The sequence below is a fragment of the Vallitalea sediminicola genome, from assembly GCF_054408565.1.
The window spans coordinates 1-26,086 of the sequence record NZ_BTPT01000066.1 but is presented as its reverse complement, the minus strand read 5'-3'; the positions used below and the strand labels follow the sequence as shown (position 1 = coordinate 26,086).

The 26,086-nt window shown below is 30.6% G+C and carries 24 protein-coding genes; 22 read left to right on the top strand and 2 right to left on the bottom strand.

Features of this window, described 5'->3' with window-relative positions; all coding sequences use genetic code 11:
• The first annotated feature begins 65 nt into the window (after positions 1 to 65).
• Both ACX6CF_RS21730 and ACX6CF_RS21725 read left to right on the top strand, forming a co-directional pair.
• Positions 66 to 689 (top strand): GyrI-like domain-containing protein, encoded by a 624-nt coding sequence (locus tag ACX6CF_RS21730; protein ID WP_458787471.1) that lies wholly within the window; start codon positions 66 to 68, stop codon positions 687 to 689.
• A gap of 393 nt (positions 690 to 1,082) precedes the next feature.
• Entirely contained in the window at positions 1,083 to 2,237 is a 1,155-nt protein-coding gene (locus tag ACX6CF_RS21725; RefSeq protein WP_458787470.1) for a hypothetical protein, read from the top strand.
• Between the two features lie 1,082 nt (positions 2,238 to 3,319).
• Here the strand turns inward: ACX6CF_RS21725 and ychF are convergent.
• Both ychF and ACX6CF_RS21715 read right to left on the bottom strand, forming a co-directional pair.
• Positions 3,320 to 4,417, bottom strand: coding sequence for a redox-regulated ATPase YchF (gene ychF, locus ACX6CF_RS21720; RefSeq protein WP_458787469.1), 1,098 nt, complete (start codon positions 4,415 to 4,417; stop codon positions 3,320 to 3,322).
• Positions 4,418 to 4,587: 170 nt separating this feature from the next.
• Positions 4,588 to 4,761, bottom strand: coding sequence for a hypothetical protein (locus tag ACX6CF_RS21715; RefSeq protein WP_458787468.1), 174 nt, complete (start codon positions 4,759 to 4,761; stop codon positions 4,588 to 4,590).
• Positions 4,762 to 5,037: 276 nt separating this feature from the next.
• Between ACX6CF_RS21715 and lgt the strand changes: the two genes are divergently transcribed.
• The 20 genes from lgt to nrdR all read left to right on the top strand — a co-directional run bounded on the left by lgt (position 5,038) and on the right by nrdR (position 26,053).
• Complete coding sequence (lgt, locus tag ACX6CF_RS21710) at positions 5,038 to 5,895, top strand: prolipoprotein diacylglyceryl transferase (protein ID WP_458787467.1); 858 nt, start codon at positions 5,038 to 5,040, stop codon at positions 5,893 to 5,895.
• Positions 5,896 to 5,948: 53 nt separating this feature from the next.
• Positions 5,949 to 6,119 carry a Spo0E family sporulation regulatory protein-aspartic acid phosphatase gene (locus ACX6CF_RS21705; RefSeq protein WP_458787466.1) on the top strand — a complete coding sequence of 57 codons (171 nt, stop codon included), beginning with the start codon at positions 5,949 to 5,951 and terminating at the stop codon, positions 6,117 to 6,119.
• Positions 6,120 to 6,514: 395 nt separating this feature from the next.
• Positions 6,515 to 6,946, top strand: a complete 432-nt coding sequence (mraZ, locus tag ACX6CF_RS21700; protein WP_458787465.1) for a division/cell wall cluster transcriptional repressor MraZ — start codon at positions 6,515 to 6,517, stop codon at positions 6,944 to 6,946.
• 34 nt (positions 6,947 to 6,980) lie between these two features.
• Positions 6,981 to 7,925, top strand: a complete 945-nt coding sequence (gene rsmH / locus ACX6CF_RS21695) for a 16S rRNA (cytosine(1402)-N(4))-methyltransferase RsmH (protein ID WP_458787464.1) — start codon at positions 6,981 to 6,983, stop codon at positions 7,923 to 7,925.
• Positions 7,926 to 8,456, top strand: a complete 531-nt coding sequence (locus tag ACX6CF_RS21690; protein WP_458787463.1) for a septum formation initiator family protein — start codon at positions 7,926 to 7,928, stop codon at positions 8,454 to 8,456.
• Positions 8,457 to 8,461: 5 nt separating this feature from the next.
• Complete coding sequence (locus ACX6CF_RS21685) at positions 8,462 to 10,279, top strand: peptidoglycan D,D-transpeptidase FtsI family protein (protein ID WP_458787462.1); 1,818 nt, start codon at positions 8,462 to 8,464, stop codon at positions 10,277 to 10,279.
• 98 nt (positions 10,280 to 10,377) lie between these two features.
• On the top strand, positions 10,378 to 12,303 hold the full coding sequence (locus ACX6CF_RS21680; protein ID WP_458787461.1) for a penicillin-binding transpeptidase domain-containing protein: 1,926 nt from the start codon (positions 10,378 to 10,380) through the stop codon (positions 12,301 to 12,303).
• Positions 12,304 to 12,391: 88 nt separating this feature from the next.
• Positions 12,392 to 13,849, top strand: a complete 1,458-nt coding sequence (locus ACX6CF_RS21675) for a UDP-N-acetylmuramoyl-L-alanyl-D-glutamate--2,6-diaminopimelate ligase (protein WP_458787460.1) — start codon at positions 12,392 to 12,394, stop codon at positions 13,847 to 13,849.
• Positions 13,850 to 15,265 carry a UDP-N-acetylmuramoyl-tripeptide--D-alanyl-D-alanine ligase gene (locus tag ACX6CF_RS21670; RefSeq protein ID WP_458787459.1) on the top strand — a complete coding sequence of 472 codons (1,416 nt, stop codon included), beginning with the start codon at positions 13,850 to 13,852 and terminating at the stop codon, positions 15,263 to 15,265.
• Positions 15,266 to 15,309: 44 nt separating this feature from the next.
• Positions 15,310 to 16,278, top strand: a complete 969-nt coding sequence (gene mraY / locus ACX6CF_RS21665) for a phospho-N-acetylmuramoyl-pentapeptide-transferase (protein WP_458787458.1) — start codon at positions 15,310 to 15,312, stop codon at positions 16,276 to 16,278.
• Positions 16,279 to 16,296: 18 nt separating this feature from the next.
• A complete protein-coding gene (murD, locus tag ACX6CF_RS21660) occupies positions 16,297 to 17,649 on the top strand; it encodes a UDP-N-acetylmuramoyl-L-alanine--D-glutamate ligase (protein ID WP_458787457.1) in 1,353 nt (450 codons plus the stop codon).
• A 9-nt stretch (positions 17,650 to 17,658) separates the two neighbouring features.
• Positions 17,659 to 18,813, top strand: a complete 1,155-nt coding sequence (locus ACX6CF_RS21655; protein WP_458787456.1) for an FtsW/RodA/SpoVE family cell cycle protein — start codon at positions 17,659 to 17,661, stop codon at positions 18,811 to 18,813.
• A gap of 163 nt (positions 18,814 to 18,976) precedes the next feature.
• Positions 18,977 to 20,233, top strand: coding sequence for a UDP-N-acetylglucosamine 1-carboxyvinyltransferase (murA, locus tag ACX6CF_RS21650; protein ID WP_458787455.1), 1,257 nt, complete (start codon positions 18,977 to 18,979; stop codon positions 20,231 to 20,233).
• 10 nt (positions 20,234 to 20,243) lie between these two features.
• Positions 20,244 to 20,999, top strand: a complete 756-nt coding sequence (locus tag ACX6CF_RS21645) for a cell division protein FtsQ/DivIB (protein WP_458787454.1) — start codon at positions 20,244 to 20,246, stop codon at positions 20,997 to 20,999.
• Positions 21,000 to 21,190: 191 nt separating this feature from the next.
• Positions 21,191 to 22,312 (top strand): cell division protein FtsZ, encoded by a 1,122-nt coding sequence (ftsZ, locus tag ACX6CF_RS21640; RefSeq protein WP_458787453.1) that lies wholly within the window; start codon positions 21,191 to 21,193, stop codon positions 22,310 to 22,312.
• A gap of 225 nt (positions 22,313 to 22,537) precedes the next feature.
• On the top strand, positions 22,538 to 23,455 hold the full coding sequence (locus tag ACX6CF_RS21635; protein ID WP_458787452.1) for a sigma-E processing peptidase SpoIIGA: 918 nt from the start codon (positions 22,538 to 22,540) through the stop codon (positions 23,453 to 23,455).
• 157 nt (positions 23,456 to 23,612) lie between these two features.
• Positions 23,613 to 24,314 (top strand): RNA polymerase sporulation sigma factor SigE, encoded by a 702-nt coding sequence (gene sigE, locus ACX6CF_RS21630; RefSeq protein WP_458787472.1) that lies wholly within the window; start codon positions 23,613 to 23,615, stop codon positions 24,312 to 24,314.
• 82 nt (positions 24,315 to 24,396) lie between these two features.
• Positions 24,397 to 25,173, top strand: coding sequence for an RNA polymerase sporulation sigma factor SigG (sigG, locus tag ACX6CF_RS21625; RefSeq protein ID WP_458787451.1), 777 nt, complete (start codon positions 24,397 to 24,399; stop codon positions 25,171 to 25,173).
• Positions 25,174 to 25,233: 60 nt separating this feature from the next.
• A complete protein-coding gene (locus ACX6CF_RS21620; RefSeq protein ID WP_458787450.1) occupies positions 25,234 to 25,497 on the top strand; it encodes a YlmC/YmxH family sporulation protein in 264 nt (87 codons plus the stop codon).
• 100 nt (positions 25,498 to 25,597) lie between these two features.
• Positions 25,598 to 26,053 (top strand): transcriptional regulator NrdR, encoded by a 456-nt coding sequence (gene nrdR, locus ACX6CF_RS21615; protein WP_458787449.1) that lies wholly within the window; start codon positions 25,598 to 25,600, stop codon positions 26,051 to 26,053.
• Positions 26,054 to 26,086 lie beyond the last annotated feature (33 nt).

Sequence of the window (26,086 nt, the reverse complement as noted above, 5' to 3'; positions counted from 1 at the left end):
GACATGAATGTTGTCATATTATATATGTTATATTCTATATATTAATGTAAGAAAGAAGAGATAATATGAAATACGAATGGAGAAAGACAGAAAAAAATCTATATGTTCCCAAGGTTGAACCACGATTAGTAACTGTGCCTGAACAAAAGTTCTTTATGATAAGCGGTAAGGGGAATCCTAACAGTGAAGAATTTGCTGAAAAAATTGGAGTTTTATATTCTATGGCTTATGCAGTAAGGATGATGCCTAAGAAAGGTTATACTCCCAAAGGGTATTTTGAGTATACTGTCTATCCTCTTGAAGGTGTATGGGATTTGACAGAGCAAGGTAAACTAAGTGATACCTTGGATAAAGATGAATTATTATATACCATCATGATTAGACAACCTGATTTTGTGACTAAAGAAGTAGTTGATATAGCATTGGAGAACGTCAAGAAGAAGAAACCACATCCTTTATTAGATAAAATAACTTTTGATACTATGGAAGATGGGCTATCTGTTCAGATGATGCATGTTGGTTCATATGATGATGAACCACGTACTTTTAGTGTAATGAAGGATTATATTAAAGAAAATAATCTGGATATAAAGACACTGAGACATAGAGAGATTTATCTTTCCGATGTAAGAAAGACTGAGGAATCAAAATTGAAAACGGTTTTAAGATACAGGGTGCAGTATAAATAGATATAATAAAACCTCCTAATGGTGAAAATATTCATCAATAGGAGGTTTTGATTTTGTATGATAATAGTTTAATTATAGATGTTATCTACACGTTAAATCTAAACAATGGTTTCCATTTTAGTTTTATAAATTTCAGAATGTCCATTTTAAGCCGTTTTGTAGGGGTACTTTTCTATTTGGTACCGAAATTTTGTAGAAAAGAGAAAAAATTAGGAGTATAATTATAGTTTGAAGTATAGAATTTAGAAATACTTATTTTAGATATAAATTTTTAAGGCATACGGCATGATGCCGTTGGATGGACCAGGAATTATAAATAATATTGTAAGAGGACCAGCGTATGTTTGGGCTATTTTAAATGATAATAGAATAATAAGTAGGAGGATAGGGTAAATGGAAATAATAGATGGGCTAGATTCATTGTTAGGGCTATTTAAAAGTGAAGAAGAATTTGTTTTACACTTTGTCCAGAATATATTGTTTTTCAGGCCAGAGATAGTTACTAATCAGTCAGAAAAATTTCATATTAGAAGGGGAAAGGGATATAAAATACCTGTAAGATATTCTACGAAATTTAAGGACTTATACTTGATAAAAAATAGTAATGAAAAGGAACTGCTGAATGTGAAAAACAGACATGAGGCATATAGGGTCACTTCAGATAATGAAATTTTTCATCCTGGTATGCAAACAAATATTATTGTAGATAGAGATGGAAATAGATTTGTTAGGGAAATTATTAAAGAGTATACAGGAATTTTAGTAAGCCAAGGAAGTAATAGTAATATCATAAATTATACTATTTCTCATGTATGGGGAAATACTGAAAATCCATATTTTTTCTCACTATTATGGAATATTACTTTGATACCAACTTATTTGGCGTTTATATTAGACAAGCCTGATAATCATAATCTTATTATAGATATAAAAAATTTAGTAAAGGCAATTTGTATGAAACTATATAGTCCCAATAAGCTAATGAAATCTGATAATTTAGTTGATGAAGTTAATTACAAATATAGGCTCATGGCGGAGAGTTTGATTAACAAGAATTTGATTGAATTTGTTACTAATACAGAAAAAGAAAATTATAAAAGTATTTCAAATAATTATAAAGCAATAAGTGAGGTAGATGGAAAATATATTGATAATTTAGTTATACATAATAAAATAGATTCTTACGCAAATGATACTTTGGCAACACTTAATGGCTTAAAAAGTCTAGAGAACAAATCTTTTATAGTGACATCGCTAAAAATTCTTAAAGAAAAAGATATTCTTGAAAATCAGATTTTAGACTTTCTTACTAGTAAGGGATTCTGTAACAATAATTTTGAAATGCATTTCCCTATTTTAAGAGAAATTAATGAAGGGATTTCAAAAGAAGACATGAAGACAATGTATACAGACTCAAAAGGAAATGTGAGATATTACAAAAGAAATATGTTTTTAATATGGAAAGGAAGAAAATTTATTATATGTAATGACTGGTATCCAATTCAAAGAGAAAAATTTTTAAAATGGATTATGAATAAAATAAGTTAATAGGGAGTAGGTGATTAATTCTATGATTTATGAAATTATAATCAATATTACTTAGATTAGAACAAAATTTGGAGAGGGTGTACATTGTGGGTATGAATGGTATTTTTTATTGCATGTTAACGGATGTAGAATATGGTACAGCAATATAATCAGGACTAGAGGAAGAGATTGATATGGCAAACATTGTATCTGTATCCTTATCATATGTGCCTATATATAATTCCATTCTTATTCTAGGTAACTCCTTGGAAACTTCACTATGCGTTTTCCCATATACAGTTATTAATTTATATAATTCTCAAATAGGGAAAATAAAACTATCAGAGTTAAAAGATTATAATCTCCAGAAATTTTAGAATTATTTGCAACGAAGTGGAAATAAAAAAACTGGATAAGGTTTAACAGGGAAAACCATAAGAAGAATCCATGTTATCATACATGCAGCTCTGAGTAAAGCAGTAAGGCAGGAATTAATAAATAAAAATGTAAGTAATCTTGTTAATCTTTCAGGACAAAATGATAAAGACATGAAATATTTAACCCTAGAAAAAAGTGAATTATTGCTTCAAGAGGATAAGGGGGCGAGACATTATATAGCTTATTTATTAGAACTACATACTGGATTAAGACGAGGGGAACTATTAGGCTACGTTGGGAAGATATAGAATTAAATACCAATAATTTATATGTTAAGCAATCCATCGTTGTTAATTAAGAAACTAAAAAAATATAAGATAGAGCAAAATGAAGAAAAATTAAACATAGGAAAATACTACAGTGATAATGATTTAGTATTTGCACAGTAGAGGGAAAACTTATAATCTGAGTTCGTCTACCTATCATTTCAAGAAAATGCTAAAGAAAGCTGGTATACATAGAAATATCCGATATAGTCATGTTACAAATGATTTTGTTAAAGATGCTATGATTGAATATGAATAGTAATTAGAAAAACTGATTGGAATATTTAAATCAATTGCATTATTTTAAAGGTTTTAATTTAAATATAAAGAAATCAAACTTTAAAGCCCTTGATATTACTGGGTTTCAAAGATTGATTTTAATTTTAGAATTTATTTGATTTACACGTTAAATCTAAACAACATTACATCTCCGTCTTGTACTACATATTCCTTACCTTCAACTCCAACTAATCCTTTTTCTTTAGCAGCAGTATAATTACCTGTTTCAATAAGGTCTTTATATTTAACTACTTCTGCACGGATAAATCCTTTTTCAAAATCAGTATGGATTTTACCAGCGGCACCAGGAGCTTTTGTACCTTTTGTAATAGTCCAAGCTCTTGTTTCTTTTTCTCCAGCAGTAAGGAAACTGATAAGACCAAGAAGGCTGTAGCTTGCTTTTATTAATTTTTCAAGACCAGCATCTTTTATACCAAGATCCTCTAGGAACATTGCTCTTTCATCATCATCAAGTTCGGAGATCTCTTCTTCTATCTTAGCACATATCACAAATGCTTCAGAAGCTTCTTTCTTAGCGAAATCCTTTACTAATTGTACATAAGGATTACTAGCTCCATCATCTGGAAGATCATCTTCTGTAACATTAGTAGCATAAATAACAGGTTTATATGTAAGAAGATTAAGAGACTCTACAAATTTAATATCTTCTTCAGAATTGAATTCAATATTTCTTGCGGAATTACCTTCTTCCAACTCTTCTTTTAATTTTTTTAGTACAACTATTTCCTTTGCGAGAGATTTATCTCCTTTAAGAGATTTGGTTGTTTTGGCTAATCTTCTATCTAATATCTCTATGTCAGAGAAAATCAATTCAAGATTAATAGTTTCAACATCTCTTAATGGGTCGATAGAACCATCTACATGAACTACGTTAGTATCTTCGAAACATCTAACTACATGAACTATAGAGTCTACCTCTCTTATATTGGATAAAAATTTATTACCCAGTCCTTCACCTTTACTAGCACCCTTTACTAAACCGGCAATATCAACAAACTCTATAACTGCTGGTATAGTTTTTTTAGAATCATATAATTTAGTTAATTCATCTAGTCTTGGGTCTGGGACTGTAACGATACCTATATTAGGGTCAATGGTACAGAATGGATAATTAGCAGATTCTGCTCCAGCCTTAGTTAAAGAATTAAATAACGTACTCTTACCGACATTGGGTAATCCTACAATTCCTAATTTCATTCGTCGTCTTCCTTCCTAATTAATCATATTATTCTTTACTGCTGTTATTATAAATATTATGTAGCAGTATTGTCAACTATATATATTGAAATTAAATATTTATCTACCTATTTCAATAAGTTCATACAAATAAAAACCTAGGTTATTAACCTAGGAAGATTTTATATGGATTATTTTCTGTTCATTGCTAGTCCGATTAACCAGCCTTCTATAAAACAAAAAATAGCAATAATAATAGAAGTTTTTTTGATATCAAATTCCATTATGCTTTTTTCCTCTGATTGCTGTTTTACTTGCTTTTCACCTACTCTATGATGTGGTCTTCTATGATTGACTCTGTTCATTACTAGTTCCTCCTTATTTCACTTAAAATATGTTCTTATATTATAATTATATATTAGTATAACACAATCTGATAAAATTAATCAATAATATATATTTAACTACTTCATTAAGTTAATATAATACAATATTACTTATGGATAGTTAATGTCCAAGAGGTTTCTGTCTGTATATGTCGTATAAAAAAATGTTATGGTAAATGTGGACGAAAAGTTTGCATTTTCTAAGAATATACTATATTATATTTGTAATATGATTTTTTATGGAGGAATGAAAAAATGAATTTAGCACCGGACATTATTTTTCCAAATCTAGGTATAGAGATAAATAATATCGATCCAGTTGCATTTAGCATATTTGGTTTAGATGTATATTGGTATGGTTTAATAATAGGATTTGGGATACTCGCAGGATTATTTGTTGCAATTCAATTAGCAAAAAGGAATGGTATAGACGAAGCCTTATATCCTGATTTTTTAATTTATGCACTTATCGTTTCAGTAGTTTCTGCTAGATTGTTTTATGTAATGTTTTCATGGAATGAATATAAAGATAATTTAGTGAAGATATTTGCATTCAGGGAAGGCGGACTAGCTATCTATGGAGGAATCATCGGAGCAGTAATAACTCTAGTCATATTTTCAAAGCGTAAAAAAGTTGATTTCTGGAATTTTGCAGATACTGCAGCTCCAGGCCTAATACTTGGTCAAATTATTGGTAGATGGGGTAATTTCATTAATATGGAAGCATTTGGAGGTTACACTGAGAATCATCTAGCCATGATGTTGAAAACTACTAAGGCTAAGTATGTTCCTGCCCAATTACTAGATAAAATTAAAACAGTAAATGGTGTAGAGTATATACAAGTTCAACCAACATTCTTATACGAATCATTATGGAATTTAGGTATTTTTATTCTGTTGTTAGTATATTTCAAAAGAAGAAAATTCAACGGAGAAATATTTGCACTATATCTTTTGGGATATGGATTAGGTAGAGTTTGGATTGAGGGTCTAAGAACAGATCAATTAATAATTGGTAGTTCGGGTATTCCAGTTTCACAATTACTTGCAGGGGTTCTTATAGTTGTGTCATTAGCGTTTATAATAATCATGAGGAGGAAGAGAACGAGATAGAAAACGAATGCTACAAATATTGAAAGAAGCTTAAAAGCTAAGGGGAATGAGAAATGCAGAATTACAATATTGAGCAGCTAAGGGAAATTCTTGACGAATTGATTGCTTGTAAAGCAGATCAACAAGAAATTTATAGAGTTAGTGTTGAACTCGACGAACTTATTGAAAGTTATTATGTTACAGCAAATATGACAGAAAAGCAGTACAGCAAAATAAAAAGTTAACTTCCTTGAAATATAGATTAGGGGTATTAGTACTTATTAATTAAAGGAAGTGAGAGTTAATTACTATAGGTGTTTAGGAATAGTTTGAATTGTAAAATTAAATAAAAATTTGTATAAAATAAATAGAATGAATATACAAAAATTATGGGAATTACCAAAAAGCATTCGTTTTAAATAGTAGTATCATTGCAAAAGTAGTAATAGTGTATAAAAATCTAATAAAAATTTATATAAAATAACAGATTGGATGTATTGATCTGTTATTTTTTTTTGCTTTAATACTTGAAAAACTTTTTCATATATACTATTATATGCATATAGGTGGTAAAAAGTGGTACTAAGTGGTGAAAAGTGGATGATAGTTCTAAACTATCAAAGAATTGCAGGTGGATACTATGTTTATAGGTGAATATAAACATTCAATTGATGATAAAGGAAGATTAATAGTACCTGCAAAATTCAGGACTCTACTAGGTGAGACTTTTTATATAACCAAAGGATTCGACCAATGTTTAATGGTATATACAGAAGAAGAATGGAATAAATTTATCCAAAAGTTAAATAATAACCCTATGAAGAAGAAAGATGCAAGAAGAATACAAAGATTTTTTATTGCTTCAGCTAACGAATGTAATTTGGACAAACAAGGAAGAATACTGATACCATCACACCTTAGAGAATACTCTCTACTTGAAAAGGAAGTTATTCTGATTGGTGTATCTAATAGGGTAGAGATTTGGTCCAAAGAAAACTGGGAAGATTACAATGCTGATGACGATATTGATATTAGTGAACTAGCGGAAGATATGGAAGATTTAGACATATAGTTTATAAGGCATATAGATAGAAAGAGGGAGTAAAATGGCATTTCAACATAAGTCAGTACTATTAGAAGAATGTATAAAAGGACTCAATATAAAACCTGAGGGTATTTATATCGATGGAACACTCGGTGGAGCAGGTCATTCATATGAAATATGTAAAAAATTGAATGATGATGGATTGCTTTTAGGTATTGACCAAGATGAAAATGCTATTGACGCAAGTGCAAAAAAATTAGCAGAATATAAAAATATAGTTAGAATACATCGATCTAATTTTTCAGGATTTGAATCAGTTCTAAATGAAGAAGGCATTGAAAAAGTAGATGGGATTTTATTAGACCTAGGTGTATCATCACATCAACTGGATACTGCTGAAAGAGGATTTTCATATATGAAAGAAGCACCTCTTGATATGCGAATGGATACAAGACAAGCATCTACTGCAGCGGACATTGTTAATAACTATAGTGATGAAGAATTATACAAAGTCATTAGAACATATGGAGAAGAAAAATGGGCATCAAGAATTGTTAGGAACATAGTGGCAGCGAGACAAGAAAAACCTATAGAAACTACATTTGAATTAGTTGATATTATTAGAAGGTCTATACCTAACAAAGCTATGCAAAAAGGTGGACATCCTGCTAAGAGAACATTTCAAGCTATTAGGATTGAATTGAATGAAGAATTAAATGTTTTGAAAAATACATTGAACGATATGATTGATAGACTTAATGACGGTGGAAGATTATGCATTATAACATTTCATTCATTAGAAGATAGAATTGTTAAAAGAGCATTTAAAGATAATCAAGACCCATGTACGTGCCCTCCTGATTTTCCTATATGTGTTTGCAATAAGAAATCAAAAGGCAAGGTAATAACTAGAAAACCAATTATAGCTACAGAAGAAGAATTAAGTAGCAACAGTCGTTCTAAAAGTGCTAAGCTTAGAATTTTTGAGAAGGTTGAGGTGGAATAGATGAGTAAAAAGCATTATAATGCTAATAATGAATTTTATGTGATAGGGAATAATGCAGCTAAATTAGATAGAGACTACAATGCTTATAATAGGAATTCAATTAATGAAAATAATTTAAATGAAGTTAACAGAAGCAAAGCTCAGAGAAGAGTAGTTAAAAGGTATAGATATAAGATGAAATTTTCACTTATATTATGTCTTACTATGTTTATGTGTATTGTCATGATTAAAACACAATTTACCGTATCAGATAGATGTGAAAATATTGCAGCGTTAGAAAACAAACTCAACAATCTCAAAAAAAATAATAAATTGATTGAGGAAAGTATTAATACCAATATTGACCTTAACCAAATATATGAAATAGCAACGACCCAGCTTGGCATGATAGTACCTATTGAAAGTCAAATAAATAAATTAGATGTTGCAGAAAACAGTTATACGGAACAATTATCTGAAATTACACAGCCAACTGAGCAGAATAATGACTTCAACAAAATATTTAGTTTTATTCTATCAAATGGAAGGTGATATCATTGAATAACATAAAAAATAGTACATACAAAGCGAAAAGGAATTTGGTTTTCCTTTTCTTTATTTTTATTATATGCATTCTTTTATTATGTGTAAGAGTATATTCGATCGTTAATGCAGAAAGTCTGAACTATAAAAAACGTGTATTATCTCAACAAGTTAATAATAGTGTTAGATATAATAATCTTTTAGAACCTAAAAGAGGAACAATATATGATAGAAATGGTAGAATTTTTGCAGAAAGCAAGAAAGTGTATGATTTGATTTTTGACCCAGGAGTATTAGCGAAGTGCGACGAAAAAGATATTGATAAAACTATTAATTTTTTAGTGGATACTTATGAATATAAGGAGTCTGAGCTAAGAGATTTGCTGAAAAACAGAGCTTTCAGTAATTATGAAGTCTTAGCATTTAGTCTTAATTATAACGAAATTGAAAATGAGTTTGAAGATATAATAAAAAGGCACTATAAAGGACTTCATCTGAAAGAAGTTTATAAAAGATTATATCCCAATAACAATATGTTGTCAGACGTTTTGGGATTTGTAGACAAGGCTAACCAAGGTAGATGGGGTGTTGAACAAAGTTACGGGAATTATTTGCGAGGAGAAGAAGGTAGAGAATTCGGTGTTATCAATGATGGTAATTATATAGAAAATAAATACATAGAACCTAAAAACGGCAATGATGTAGTACTTACCATAGACCAAACTATTCAATACTACGTTGAAGAAGCAATAAAGGCTAACTTAGACAGTAATCCCCAAAATGTATATGTAGTTGCTACTAATCCACAAAATGGAGAAGTGCTTGCTATGGCTAGTTATCCTGATTATAACTTGAATGATCCTTATGATTTGACTGCATATTATACCGAAGAAGAAATTAAGGATATGCCTCTAGAAAAAAGAACGGAATTTCTTTATGGATTATGGCGTAATTTTAACATTAGTGATACCTATGAACCAGGTTCAACTTTCAAACCATTTGTAGCTGCTGCTGCTATAGAAGAAAAGAAAGTGAATTTATCTGAAACATTTCATTGTAGCGGTAGTAAAAAACTTTACGGGCATAATATTTCATGCTGGAAATCTGAGGGGCATGGAGATTTGACGGTTGTAGGGGCACTAGAAAATTCATGTAATGTTGCTTTTATGGATATAGGAGCGAAGATAGGTAAAGACATATTTTATGAATATCAACAGTTATTTGGATTAGGAACAAGAACTAATATTGATTTAATAGGTGAGGGAGATTCGGAATACTATGATTTGGATGGGCTTGGTCCTGTTCAACTAGCTACTTGTTCTTTTGGACAAGGTCTTACTATAACGCCACTTCAATTAATAACAGCTTTTGGCTCGTTGATTAATGGTGGATATTTATATGAACCACATATGATGAAGAAGATTGTCAATGAAAATGGTAATGTTGTGAAAGCTAATGATTCCAAAAAAGTAAGACAAGTCATATCGTCAAAAACAGCTCAAATCACAAAAGATGCTTTGTATTCTGTTGTTGAGAATGGTACAGGTAAGAGAGTTGCTATAGAAGGATATGATATTGGAGGTAAAACAGGTACAGCAGAAAAATTACCTAGGTCAGCAGAAAAATATATGGTTTCATTTCTAGGATTTGCACCAGTGGATAATCCAAAGATAGCATTGTTGGTAATTGTCGATGAACCTGAATCACCAAAACCAACAAGTATATTTGCACAGAACATTTTTAAGAGCATAATGGAAAAAACACTTCCATATATGAATATATATCCTCGTCTTGAAGGTGAAGAAAAAGAAAATGTTTCTGTAGATAATTGAAAGATAAATATTTATTAATTATTAAGTTTCCTTTAAATTAAGCATAACATTTATGAAAATTCATAGAATTATATAAAAGTTAATGTTATGGTGAAATAATGCTAAGAACAAAAACACATAATAGAAAAAGAACGTTTTTTATATGTTTCATTTATGTTTTATTACTTTTCATATTATGTTTTCGTGTAGGTTATATAATGATTTGTAAGGCTGATTTTCTACAAGAAAAAGCAGAAGAACTTCATAATAGAGAACGAGTCATAAAAGCTGAAAGAGGTAGTATACTTGATAGGAACGGTGTTCCTATTGCGGTGAATAAATCGGTTACATGTGTTTCTGTTATACATAATCAAATTACAGATAAAGAAAAAGTTATAGAAGTCCTATGTGATAAACTGGAATTAGAATATGAATATGTCAAGAAAAAAGTCCAAAATAAAGTAGCGCTAGAAAGAATAAAGATGAACGTAGAAAAAGAGATTGCGGATGAAATAAGAGAATATGGTCTAGATGGTATTGTTATCGACGAAGATTACAAGAGAATATATCCATTTTCAACACTTGGATCTCATGTAATAGGTTTTGTTGGAAGGGATAATCAAGGAATCATTGGTCTTGAAGTTAAATATGATAAATATTTAAAAGGTGAAGTAGGTATGATATTGACAAAAACCAATGCAAAAGGTATTGAAATTGAAAACTTAGCAGAAAGTAGAAAAGACCCAGTAGATGGTTATCATTTAGTCACAAGTATGGATATTAACATTCAAAAATATGCAGAGCAAGCACTTGAGAAAGTTCTTATATCCAAGAATGCTAACAGAGGCTCTATAATAGTTATGAACCCTCAAAACGGTGAAATATATGCTATGGCTAACAAACCAGACTTTGATCTTAATGATCCTTTTTATCTTGGGGATTTACAAATAGAGTCAAGTGAAGAACAACAAAAAATACTAAATCAAATATGGCGAAACTATTGTATTAATGATACTTATGAACCAGGTTCGACTTTTAAAGTAGTGACTGCTTCGGCGGGATTAGAAGAGAAGGTAGTTAAACTTGATGATACTTTTTTCTGTCCTGGGTATAGTATAGTTGCTGATAGAAGAATAAGATGTCATAAGGCAGGAGGACATGGTTCAGAGACTTTTATTCAAGGCGTTCAGAACTCATGTAACCCAGTTTTTATGGCTGTAGCTGAAAGGTTGGGAGTAGATAAATTCCTTAAGTATTTTGATAAATTTGGTTTATTGACTAAAACAGGAATTGATCTTCCCGGAGAAGCTGTTAGTATAATGCATAAAAAGGCGAACATCGGACCAGTAGAACTTGCTACAATGTCATTTGGTCAATCTTTTCAGATTACTCCATTACAGTTAGTTAGAGCCGGGTCAGCAGTAGTTAATGGAGGGAAACTCGTAACACCTCATTTTGGTGTAGAGATTCTTAATGAAGATGGTGAACCTGTTGAGACTTTGAAATATGATAATTCTAAAACAGCTATAAGTAAAGAAACATCTGATACGATGGCTGCTTTATTAGAAAGTGTTGTTTCAGAAGGTACTGGTAGAAGATGTTATGTTCCAGGTTACAAAGTAGGAGGTAAAACGGCTACTTCTGAAAAACTTCCTAGAAGTAGTAATAAATATATATCATCTTTTTTAGGATTTGCACCAGCTGATAATCCACAGGTTATCGCTCTAGTACTTGTTGATGAACCAGAAGGTATATATTATGGAGGTACTGTTGCAGCTCCTGTAATTAGAGAATTATATGAAAATATTTTACCATATATGGGCATCAATCCTAAATATGTCCAAAGAGATTTTGATGAATTCAAAGTTGGTGAGATTACTATACCTGATTTATTGGGTGAAAATATAGATGAAGCAAAAAAAATACTAAAAGATATAGAATTAGAAGTAGTAAATATTGGTAATGGAGAAACTATAACAGAACAGTTTCCGTTACCTGATGATAAAGTTAATAGAGACAGTAAATTAATACTCTTTGCAGATTAAAAAAATTATGGTAATATTAATGGTAAATTATAGTTTTGGGAATTACATAATATTAGTTATATAATTCTCTCAGTTTGGAGGAGATAGTTTGAAACTACAAGGGCTGTTAAAGAATATAGATTATGAAGTGTTACAAGGAAATGAAGATATAAATATATCGAATATACAGTATGATTCTAGAAAAGTAACAGATGCCAGTCTGTTTGTTTGTATAAAAGGTTTTAAGGAAGATGGACATAAGTATGTTGGAAGTGCTGTATCAAAAGGAGCAAAAGCAATTTTAGTTGAAGAAGATGTTGATGGAATTGATGAAGATGTAGCTATATTGAAAGTTGATGATACAAGAAAAGCTATAGCATTTATAGCTGAAAGATATTACAATCATCCATCAAATAAGTTTAGATTAATTGGTGTCACTGGTACTAATGGAAAAACTTCAATTACTTATCTGGCTAAGAGTATTATAGAGGAGTTCAATAAAAAAACTGGAATTATTGGTACTATTGAGAATAGAATTGGTGATGAAGTGCTGAAGGCTAGTAGAACTACGCCTGAATCACTGGATTTACAAGAATTATTTTACAATATGGTACAAGAGAATGTTAATGCAGTAGTGATGGAAGTATCATCTCATTCACTTGCTTTACATCGAGTAGATGCTAGTAGATTTGATGTTGGCATATATACTAATCTTACTTTGGATCACTTGGATTTTCATAAGACAATGGAAAATTACAGAGACGCTAAACTAAAATTATTCAAAATGTGTGAAACAGGAGTTATTAATATAGATGATGAGTATGGACCATATATGATGGAAAATGGCACATGCAACAAATATCTTACTTATGGTGTTGAAAATGATAATGCAGACCTAAACGCTACAGATTTAAGTATTGATTTAAGTGGAGTCACATTTAATGTGGTTTATGAAGGTGCTTCATATAAATTGACACTTAACACACCAGGGAAATTCAGTGTATATAATGCTTTAGCAGCTATGGGAGCTTGTTTAGCTCTAGGTGTTCCTATGGATGTAGTTATAAAGGGACTAGAAAAGAATAAAGGGATCAGAGGTAGATTTCAATCTTTCACAAGCAGTAAAGGCTATACAGTAATAGTTGATTATGCTCATGCGCCAGATGGACTGCTTAATGTATTACAATCCATGAAAGAATTTGCAAAGGCTAGGATTATTACAGTATTCGGTTGTGGTGGAGATAGAGATACTAGCAAAAGACCTATAATGGGAGAGATTGCTGGGACTAATTCTGATTATTGTGTAATTACTTCTGATAATCCAAGAACTGAAGATCCAATTTCTATTATTGATGAAGTGGAAATTGGTATTAAAAAGACTAAATGTGAATATGTTAAAGTAGCTGATAGATTAAAAGGTATACACACAGCCCTTTCTATGGCAAAAGAAGGAGATTTGATCCTTATAGCGGGCAAGGGTCATGAAGATTATCAAATACTTCATGATAAAGTAATTCATTTGGATGATGCTGAGGTAGTATTAAATTATTTTATGACAGAAGAATAATTGCCTAAGAAAGGAAATGATTTATCAATGAGGCAAGTAGATATAGAGACAATTGCTGAAGTAGTAAAAGGGAGTATTGTTAATAAAGAATTAATAAAGCAAGATATTAGATATAATAATGTCTCGATAGATTCAAGAACCATACTTAAAAATGATATATTTATACCTATTAAGGGAGATAACTTTGATGGTCATGATTTTATAATGGCGGCATTTGAAAAAGGTGCTGTGCTTGTGTTTACAGAAGATAAAGCAAAGATACCTTCTGATAGACTAGGGGTATTAGTAGATAATACTGGGCAAGCTCTAAAAGATTTTGCTAAGTATTACCTTTCTATGTTTAAGATACCTGTAATCGCTGTAACAGGTAGTGTTGGAAAGACCAGTTGTAAAGAAATGATTGGTTCTGTTCTAAGTACTAGATATCTTGTTCATAAGACTAGCGGTAATTTTAATAATGAAATAGGGCTTCCCCTCACTATTTTTAAATTAGAAGAAAAACATCAAGTGATTGTTCTTGAAATGGGAATGAATCATTATGGTGAGCTTCACAGACTTAGTGAAATTGCTAATCCTGATATAGCTGTAATTACTAATATTGGAGAGGCACATATTGAGTATTTTGGTACTAAAGATAATATATTAAAAGCTAAAAGTGAAATACTTGATTTCCTTAAGGAAGATGGTCTGGTAATATTGAATGGGGATGATACTTATCTTAGAAAATTAAAAGATAAAATTAACTTTAAAACACTTACTTTTGGTTTCAATGAGAGTAATGATTTCTATATTACTAATTATGAAGTGTTAGGCTGGAAGGGTTTACAAGGGACAATTAAAGGGGCTAATAGAGAGTTTAATATTAAACTTAATACACTTGGAAAACATATGTTATATAATATATTACCGGGGATTATAATTGGGAATCATCTAAATATGACTGTTGATGAAATAGAACAAGGTGCATACAAATATAAACCTTCTAAAATGAGAATGGATAAGATTATACTTGATAAGGATATTGTAGTAATCAATGATGCCTATAATGCTAGTGTTGACTCTATGAAATCGGCTCTTGAAACATTGAATAACTTAGATACAGATGGCAGAAAAGTGGCTATTCTAGGCGATATGTTTGAAATGGGAGACAGGTCCAGTGAGGCTCATAGCAGAATTGGAGAAGAAGCAGCTAATAAAAATATTGACTTGCTTATATGTGTGGGCAATGATGCCAAGTACATTTTTGAAAGTGCTGTAGATCATGGAATGCAAAAAGATAGAATATTATATTATGTTACTAAAGAAGATCTAATAGATGATATTGATAATCTAGTTAAGTCAAATGACACAATTATAATAAAAGCATCTAGAGGAATGCATCTTGAAAAGATAGTTGAAAAGTTACAGTCATTATAAATAAAAGTTAAAACGAAAGTTGAGGAATTTAAGAGGTGGAACTTATGACAAATACATCCTATATAATACCAGTATTGATTTCATTTTTTATAAGTGTGGTGCTATGTCCAATTGTTATCCCATTTTTGGCTAGATTAAAATTTGGTCAATTCGTAAGGGATGATGGACCGAGATCTCATTTAAAGAAAGCTGGAACGCCTACTATGGGTGGTGTAGTTATACTAGCAGGTATACTTTTGACATCTTTGATTTATGTTGGAAGCAATCCTGATATTATACCTATATTATTCATAACAGTAAGTTTTGGTATTATAGGATTTTTAGATGATTTTATTAAAGTAGGTATGAAAAGGTCATTAGGGCTAAAAGCATATCAAAAGATTATAGCACAGTTTATAATAACTGGAATTTATTGCTATTATATGTTTAATGTAACTTCTCTAGGTACTGAGATTTATATTCCTTTTTCAGGAGGATTAGCAATTGACCTTGGATGGTGGTATATACCTTTAATATTCATTATTATGATTGGTACAGTGAATAGTGTGAATTTAACTGATGGGTTAGATGGATTAGCTTCTGGTGTAACTGTACTTGTTGCCACATTTTTTACAGTGGTAAGCATTGGAATAGAAAGTGAAATTACACCAATCACTTGTGCAGCTGTAGGTAGTTTATTGGGATTCTTATTGTTTAATACTTATCCTGCAAAAGTATTTATGGGAGATACAGGTTCTCTTGCACTAGGTGGTTTTGTTGCTGCTACAGCCATATATCTGAAAATGCCTATATTTTTATTGATAGTTGGTCTAATATATGTTATTGAAGCTGTTTCGGTTATGATTCAAGTATTTAATTTTAAACTTACTAAAAAAAGATTCTTTAAAATGGCACCTATTCATCATCACTTTGAATTATCGGGGTGGAATGAGACAAAAGTTGTTGTTGTTTTTTGCATAGTTACAGCAATTTTGAGTTTAATAGGATTATTAGCTTTTAATGGATTTTTTTAGATGAAGGGTGTTGCTAGAATGGAATTAAAAGATAAGAATATACTTGTTATTGGAATGGCATTAAGTGGTATAAGTGCAGCTAAGCTATGTTTAGAAAATGAGGCTAATGTCACAGTATATGATGGAAAAAGCAAAGAACAATTAGAAGATAGTATAAAATTATTCAATGGCAAAGAACCAAGATTCGTTTTTGGAGAATTCGATTACAGTATTTTAAATAATACATGGCTAGTAATCATTAGTCCAGGAGTGCCTCTTAATCTTCCATTTGTCAAAAAAGTTTTTGATATGAATATACCTGTATGGAGTGAAATCGAATTATCATATAGACTTTGTGAAGCTCCTGTTGCCGCTATTACTGGAACTAATGGAAAAACAACAACAACAACTCTTGTTGGAGAAATAATGGAAAAGTATTATGATAAAACATTTGTTGTTGGAAATATTGGTATTCCTTTTTCAGGTATAGTAGCAAAAACTGATAAAGATTCAAAAATAGTTGCTGAAATAAGCAGTTTTCAGTTGGAAACAATACATGAGTTTGCTCCAAAAGTAAGCGCTATTTTAAATATAACTCCAGATCATCTTAATAGGCATAAAACATACGATAATTACATTAATGCAAAACTTAGAATTACTGAAAATCAATCAAAAGAGGATTACTGCATTGTTAATTATGATAATGAAATATGTAGAGGTTTAGTTAACAGAATTCCAGCTAATGTTATATTTTTCAGCAAACATCCTATAGATTCTAAGGGAGTTTACTTAAAAGATGATTATATATGTACTAATATTAATGATATAGAAGAAAAAATTATAGATATCAATAAATTAGGTGAGCATAATATAGAAAATATTATGGCAGGGGTTGCTATTACGCTATGCATGCAAGTTCCAGTTCATATAATCAGTGAAGTCATAGAGGATTTTAAAGGAGTTGCACATAGAGTTGAGTATGTAGCTATAATTAAAGGAGTTAAGTATTTTAACGATTCAAAGGCTACTAATGAGGATGCTGCTATTAATGGAATAAAATCAATGAAAAAAAGTACTGTTCTAATTGGCGGCGGTATGGATAAAGGTGCAAGTTATGACAATTGGATAAAAGCATTTGATAACAAAGTGAAAGGTTTAATTCTTTTTGGTGAGACAGCATCCATGATTGAAGTTGCTGCCAGAAAAAATGGATTTGAATCAATATATCAAGTAGATAACTTAAAAGAGGCAGTGGATAAGGCATATTTACTGGCAGAAAGTGGTGACAATGTTTTATTATCACCTGCATGCGCAAGTTGGGATATGTTTAAAAACTTTGAGGAAAGAGGTAATTTATTTAAGAAGTATGTAAGTGAATTAGATAACCAATAAGGAGGGGTTATGTTGCATGAAAAAACAAATAAGAGACATCGTAAGAAACGGTCGCTTTTAAAGAGAAAAAAAAATCAAACAGATTTTACTCTTGTTGCAATAGTGGTTATTCTTATTGTTTTTGGCATCATTATGATATATAGTTCTAGCTATTATTATAGTATTGATATGTATAATGATAGTACCCATTACCTTAAGAAGCAAATGGTATGGGGTGTTCTCGGAATAGTTGTAATGCTGATTGTATCAAGGATAGACTTTCATTTTTTTAATAGATTTGCTTTGCTAATTTACATAATGTCTCTAGGTTTTTTGGTTCTGGTATTACTTGTTGGTAAAGAAATCAAAGGAGCTAAGAGATGGTTGATTGTTGGTCCATTTAATTTTCAACCTTCAGAGTTTGCCAAGTTGATGATTATTATTGTCATTGCTTATGTTGCATCAAAAATGGTTAGCCACCTAGATAAATATAGATTGATGATGTTTATATTATTCATAATAGGTATCCCAACAGCGTTAGTTGGTGCAACTAATATGAGTACTGCTATTGTTGTTTTTGCTATAGGTGTAGCTATTCTATTTGTTGCAGTACCCAAAGTCTATAAATTAATGTTAATAACTGCTCTGCCAGGTTCTCTTGGTGCTGTGCTAGGGATTATGTTGGCTGGATATAGAGCAGACAGAGTTAAAATATGGCTTGAAGGACCGTGGACAGATCCCCTTGGTAAAGGATATCAAACTATTCAATCCTTATATGCTATTGGTACAGGTGGTTTATTTGGAACGGGTCTAGGTCAAAGTATGCAAAAAAGAGGATTTATTCCTGAGGCACATAATGATATTATATTTTCAATAGTCTGCGAGGAATTAGGTTTGTTCGGGGCTTTGGCACTTATTATCTTATTTATATTACTAATATGGAGATGTATGGTTATAGCTAGTAATTGTTCTGATCTTAACAGTTTGCTTATTGTTGTTGGTGTTATGGCACAGATTGGATTACAAGTTATAATTAATATCGCTGTTGTTACCAATTCCATACCTGCAACAGGTATGCCGCTACCATTTATAAGTTACGGGGGTTCTTCACTACTGTTTCTTATGGTTGAGATAGGAATGGTGCTTGGTATAGCTAGAAGATCTAAGATTAGTAAAGCGGGATAGATATACATAAAAAACAACCCGCACGTTACAATGATGAATCATTTATTATATTAATTTTTATGTTACTGTAATTGATTAAGGGATAAGTTATATAGTAACATAAAAACGATAAATGAATATTATAAATTATATAGAATTGCTATTTGTGCGGAGGTCGCAGTACATGGGTAAATATATTATAGAAGGCGGATACAGTCTAAGTGGTGAAATAAAAGTGCAAGGGTCAAAGAATGCAGTTCTCCCATTACTTGCAGCTACTGTTTTGAATGAAGGGAAGACATATTTTCATAACTGTCCTAAGATACTAGATGTCTATAATATGCTTAACATACTAACTGCAATAGGGTGTACAATCAAATGGGAGGGTGATATATTAATAATTGACTCTTCTGTTATAACAACTCATATAATACCAGAAAAATATGTTCAGATGATGAGGTCTTCCATAATACTATTAGGTTCTGTTCTTGGAAGACTAAAAACTGTGAAGATATCTTTTCCAGGTGGTTGTTCTATTGGAACTCGTCCAATTGATTTGCACTTAAAAGCTTTAAAGCAGATGAATGTTGACATAAAAGATAGGCATGGATTTATTGAATGCAGCACTAACGAAATAATCGGAAATAAAGTAAGTCTTGATTATCCTAGTGTTGGAGCTACTGAAAATGTGATGCTGACAGCAGTACTCTCAGAAGGAATTACAACTATTAATAATGCTGCTAAAGAACCTGAAATATTAGAATTACAAGAATTCTTATGCAAAATGGGAGCTAAGATAGAAGGGGCTGGAACAGACACAATTACCATAAAAGGTGTTAACAAGTTAAATTCAGTTGAATATAGGATAATGCCTGACAGAATTGTCGCAGGAACTTACTTGTGTGCTGTTGCTGCTGCTGGTGGAGAAGTACTACTAAAAGACATATGTAAAAGTCATTTGAATTCAACAATAACTAAAATAAATGAGATGGGATGTTTTGTCAAGGAATATGAAGATAGTATATTAATAAAAGCGCCTGAAAGACTAAAATCACTTGATCTCATAAGAACTCAACCATATCCGGGTTTTCCTACTGATATGCAAGCCCAGTTAATGAGTTGTCTTGTAACAGCTGATGGAACAAGTATAATTGCTGAAACAATATTTGAATCAAGGTATAAACATGTTGCAGAATTAGTAAGAATGGGTGCCGATATTATTATAGATGGAAGGATAGCAGTATTAAAGGGAGTTAATAGATTAAACGGAGCAGAAGTTTTTGCAGAAGATTTAAGAGGTGGTGCGGCATTAGTACTAGCAGGTCTAGATGCAGAAGGTAAAACTATTGTAAATAATGCTAGTCATATTTTAAGAGGATACGAGAATTTGGAAAAAGATTTAAGCTTGTTGGGAGCCAAGATAAAATACTCTTCAGATTAAAGGTGATAATATGTCTAATGTTATTTCAATGGAAAAAGTTAGAAAGCGTAAAAATAAATCTGGTAAATTTGTATTGTTGATAATTTGTATAGTATTAATTGTAGTAATATTTGCCTTTCAACTTATTAACGTAAATATCATTACTGTTATAGGAAATAAAATATATAGTGAAGAGACAATAAAGAATATAGTAGGTATTCATGAAAAGACAAATTTATTTGTATATAAATTAGCTGCTGAAGAATTAGATTTAGGAGAATATCCATATATTGAGAATATAGATATGAAGTACCGTTCTTTTAACAACATAGATATTGTTGTAACTGAAAAAAGTGTAATATCCTATATTCCATATATGGGTAAATACCTTTGTCTTAGTAAAGACGGTACTGTAATTGATTATACAAATGATTTACAAGTTAATATACCTATCGTACATGGGCTATCTTTTGACCGTTTTGTAATTGGGGACAAGTTGTTTACAGATGATGCAGAAATTTTTAAATCTATTTTAGAAATATCACATAAAATGGAAAAGTTTGATTTCAAAATAGACTATATTGATTTTAATTACAATGATCCAGAACAAATTGTATTAAAAATCGACAAAATATCTATATCAATCGGTAACATAAATGATATTAATAGGAAATTTGAACTATTAAAAGATTTGATAGGGAAATTGCCTGAAGGTGTAGAAGGAACAATTAACTTATCTGACACAGGAAAAAGAAAAATTATATTTACTCCCTATAATAGTAAATAATTACTAGGCTTTAATAAGTAAAAACTTCAATTATTATAATTTTTACTTAAATATCCAAAAAAAATAATTAAAATTTCAATTTTTATGTTGATTAATTATCAAAAAAAATATATTATTATGTGTAAGAGATTATGTCAATAAAATCGCTTAAATGCATATAGATTAAGAAAGATTTGTTAGGAGGAACTACTTTGCTTGAAATTAAAATGAATGAAAAGGCAAGTGTGGCAAAGATTGTTGTCATTGGAGTAGGCGGAGGTGGAAATAACGCCGTCAATAGAATGATAGAAGATAGGTTGAATGGTGTTGAGTTTATTGCTGTTAATACAGATGTACAAGCTCTACAATGCTCAAAAGCTTCTGTTAAAATTCAAATAGGGGAAAAACTCACAAGAGGACTAGGAGCTGGAGCTAATCCAGAAGTTGGTTTGAAAGCTGCTGAAGAGAGCAAAGAGGAACTATCTGAAGCTATGAAAGGTGCAGATATGGTTTTTGTTACCGCTGGTATGGGTGGCGGTACTGGTACTGGTGCAGCCCCTGTAATAACTAACATTTCTAAAGAAATGGGGATTCTTACAGTTGGTGTTGTTACAAAACCTTTTGATTTTGAAGGCAGAGTCAGAATGAAGAATGCAGATGCTGGAATAACTGCATTGAAGAAATCGGTAGATACGTTAATTGTTATACCGAACCAAAAATTGTTATCCATTATAGATAGAAGAACCACTGTAAAAGATGCTTTCAAGAAGGCAGATGAAATATTACAACAAGGTGTACAAGGTATATCAGATTTGATTTATACACCAGGTATAATTAATCTAGATTTTGCTGATGTAGAAACTGTAATGGCCAATAAAGGTATTGCACATATTGGTATCGGAAAAGCTAAAGGTGATAATAAGTCTGAGGAAGCGGCACAAATGGCTATTTCAAGTCCATTGCTTGAGACAACAATTGATGGAGCTAAACACATACTTATTAACATTAGTGGTGACTCCAATATGTCTATGTTTGAAGCTAATGATGCGATTCAATTAATACAGGAAGCTACAGGAAACGATTCAAATATTATATATGGTCAGATTATTGATGATTCTCTAGAGGATGAATTAGTAGTTACTGTAATTGCAACTGGTTTTGAAGCACCTATTACAGAAAGTAGACCTGATAACTTTTCCAATAACATTAGTTCTAGAACTAGCGAAATGGTAAGTGCAACTACTGAGCCAGAACAAAAAGTTCAGACGGATATACATATTGATGAAAAACCTATAGATATTCCACCGTTTTTACAAAGAAAAAGAAATAGATAATATAATTGGTAAGAGGTTACTCCTTTGTGAGTAACCTCTTATTTTTTTGTTGAAAAATATAATAAAAAAAATATAATTCATTTATTGTTTTTGACAAATTATTCCAATTAGCCATGCTATAATTAGCATAGCTTAAATAATATGTGAATAAAATATACTATAGTATTCATACAACAAAAGAGACAAAGCCTTAATTTTATTACCAATTTGAAAAGGAGGGGGGGCGTGTATTTAGAAGTTTATATTGACATAGTCTTCATTATTAATTTGATAATGGACTATATTATACTTTGGATAGTTAGAATACTAACAAAGAAAAATACCAAAAAGATTAGATTATTGGTTGGTGCTATAGTTGGAGCATTAATGATGTGTATTATTGTTATACTTCCTTACGATAGTTATCTTTTTAATGTTGTCGTGGGTTATTTATTAACTAGTATATTATTGATATACATATCATTTAAACCTAAGAGATTAAGTGAATTTATTAAATTAACAATTATTATGTATTTGAGCGCAATCATGCTTGGCGGAATAATGTTTGCATTATATTACTATTCATTTATTGGAGTTGAAGTAAGTAAAGTAATAAATGGTACATACAATATGAATCTGAGAGTAGGGCTATTTGTAATTTTTGGAATAATTGCAATTATCATATTTAGGATTATTAGAAAGGTAATGGTCAGTACAGTTCAGACAAATAAAAATTTATTTGGGTTAGAAATCAATATTAATGATTCTAAAATCAATGTTAATGGCTTACTAGATACAGGTAATAATCTATATGATCCTATAACAAATAATCCTGTTATTATTGCAGAAAGTGAACTGCTAAAAGGTTTACTAAAAAAAGATAGTTATGATAAGCTGCAGAATATTTCCGGCGACTTATATAACATATCAAATTTCGCAGAGTTTGGTAAAAATAATAATTTGAAATTAAGGCTGATTCCATTTTCTTCCCTAGGAAATGAGAATGGAATGTTACTCGGAATTGTTGCAGATAATATATGTATTAACCTTGGTGATGAAACAAAAGATTTTAGAGATGTGGTAATTGCTGTTTATGACAAGAAACTGTCTAATGACAATAGTTATCAAGTGCTTATACATCCTGAATTAGTTAGTGTACATTAGAAGTATGATAATTTTAATGTGTTATAACACAAAATAAATAACAGAAAAGCTAAGGAAAATATCTTTTGTTTCAATATCAATAAGATATAGCAAGAGATATATAATAGGGGGAATAGAATTGGTATGTAAAAGTAAAAATATATTAGATATTTTTAGCATGAAACTTATTGGCAGATTTAGAAAATTATTTTTGTGGGATAATGGAGAAATTCACTACATTGGAGGTAGTGAGATATTGCCCGCTCCACTTGGAAATGAAGAGGAATCAAGGATTATATCTATGCTTGGGAGTGAGAATGATTTTAAGGTGAAATCTATACTTATCGAGCATAACTTAAGACTTGTAGTATATATAGCTAAGAAATTCGAAAATACTGGTATTGGAGTAGAAGACTTAATTTCTATTGGTACAATAGGACTAATAAAATCAATCAATACATTTAAACCAGATAAAAAAATTAAACTAGCGACTTATGCTTCTAGATGTATAGAAAATGAGATACTTATGTATCTAAGAAGAAATAATAAGACTAAGTTAGAGATATCTATTGATGAACCCCTTAATGTTGATTGGGATGGAAATGAATTATTATTATCGGATATACTAGGTACTGAGGAAGATGTCATCTATAGAAATATTGAAGAAGAAGTAGATAAAGAATTATTAAAAAAAGCGCTTAGTAAATTGTCTAATAGAGAAAGAGTTATAGTTGAACTTAGATTTGGACTTAAAGCAGATGGCGAAGAAAAAACTCAAAAAGAAGTTGCGGATATGTTAGGCATATCACAATCATATATATCAAGGCTTGAGAAGAAAATCATAAAAAGATTACAAAAGGAAATTATTAGAATGCAATAAAAAAAGGTATAAATATATTACCGCTGGCAATCATTTTAATATGAAGAAAAATATATGACAAAATGATTACTGGAGGTAGAGTATGGCATTGAACAAAGTTGAAATATGTGGTGTGAATACATCTAAATTACCCATATTGAAGAATAAAGAAAAAGAAGCATTATTTAATAGGATACTTGATGGGGATCTAGTTGCTCGTGATGAATATATTCATGGAAATCTGAGATTAGTATTAAGTGTCATTAAGAGATTTAGTAATTCAGGGGAAATGGTAGATGACTTGTTTCAAGTAGGTTGTGTAGGACTTATTAAGGCAATAGATAACTTTGATATTACTCAAAATGTTAAATTTTCAACATATGCCGTACCAATGATAATAGGGGAAATAAGAAGGTATCTAAGGGACAATAATAGTATAAGGGTTAGCAGATCCCTTAGAGATACAGCTTATAAAGCTTTACAAGCAAAAGAAAGATTATTAAGACAAAACAATAAAGAACCAACTATAATGGAAATCGCAAAAGAGTTAGATATGAGAAAAGAAGATGTTGTTTTTGCTCTTGATGCTATTCAAGATCCTGTGTCACTATTTGAACCTGTTTATAATGATGGGGGCGATTCTTTATATATAATGGATCAAGTAAGCGACAAAAAAAATAAAGAAGAGAAATGGGTTCAATCAATAGCTCTTGGAGAAGCTATGAAAAAACTTCCTAAAAGAGAATTCAATATACTGAAGCTTAGATTTTTTCAAGGTAAAACACAAATGGAAGTGGCTAGTGAAATTAGTATTTCTCAAGCGCAAGTATCTAGACTAGAAAAATCAGCTATAAGGCATATGAAAAGATACTTAAATTAGCTAGGAAAATAATTTTAAGTCAGGAATCTAAGTAAGGACAGCTTTTAGGGGGAATTTGTTATGGTTAGAATATATGATATGAAACAAAAAGAGGTTATTAATTCTAATGACGGTATTAGATTAGGATTTATAAGTGATATTGAAGTTGATTTACAAGAAGGTAAATTAATTAAACTAATTGTTCCAGGACCAGCTAAACTATTTGGAATGTTTGGTAGAGGAAAAGAATACCAGATACCTTGGGATAGTATAAAAAAGATAGGTGAAGATATAATTCTGGTAGAGATCAATGTAGATGATTCATTGGTTGAATCAGAATATTAATAATTAAAAGTATTTCGATTCATAGGTTGACCTTTTTCTACTTATAACTTATAATATGACTAAAATAGTGGCTATAAGCGGAAAGTAGGGAGAATAATTTATGAGATGTCCTTTTTGCAATGAGGATAATACCAAAGTAGTTGACTCAAGACCATCAGATGAAAATAATCTAATAAGAAGAAGAAGACAATGTGAAGCATGTGGTAAAAGGTTTACTACTTATGAAAAGATAGAGACAATACCTTTAGTCATTATTAAAAAAGATAAAACGAGAGAACCTTACAATAGAAATAAGTTAATGAATGGTGTTGTTAGATCTTGTCATAAACGCTCAGTGTCAATGAGTGAAATCGAAGGATTAGTAGATGAAATTGAAAACAGTATATATAATTCATTAAAAAAAGAAATTAAGAGTAAAGATATCGGTGAAAAAGTTATGGAAAAGCTAAAGAACATTGATGAAGTAGCTTATGTCAGATTTGCATCTATATATCGTGAATTCAAGGATATTAATACTTTTATGGATGAGCTTAAAAAAATATTGAATGATAAGTAGGTTTCCCCTAGGGGCAATGTCATTAAGTTAAGG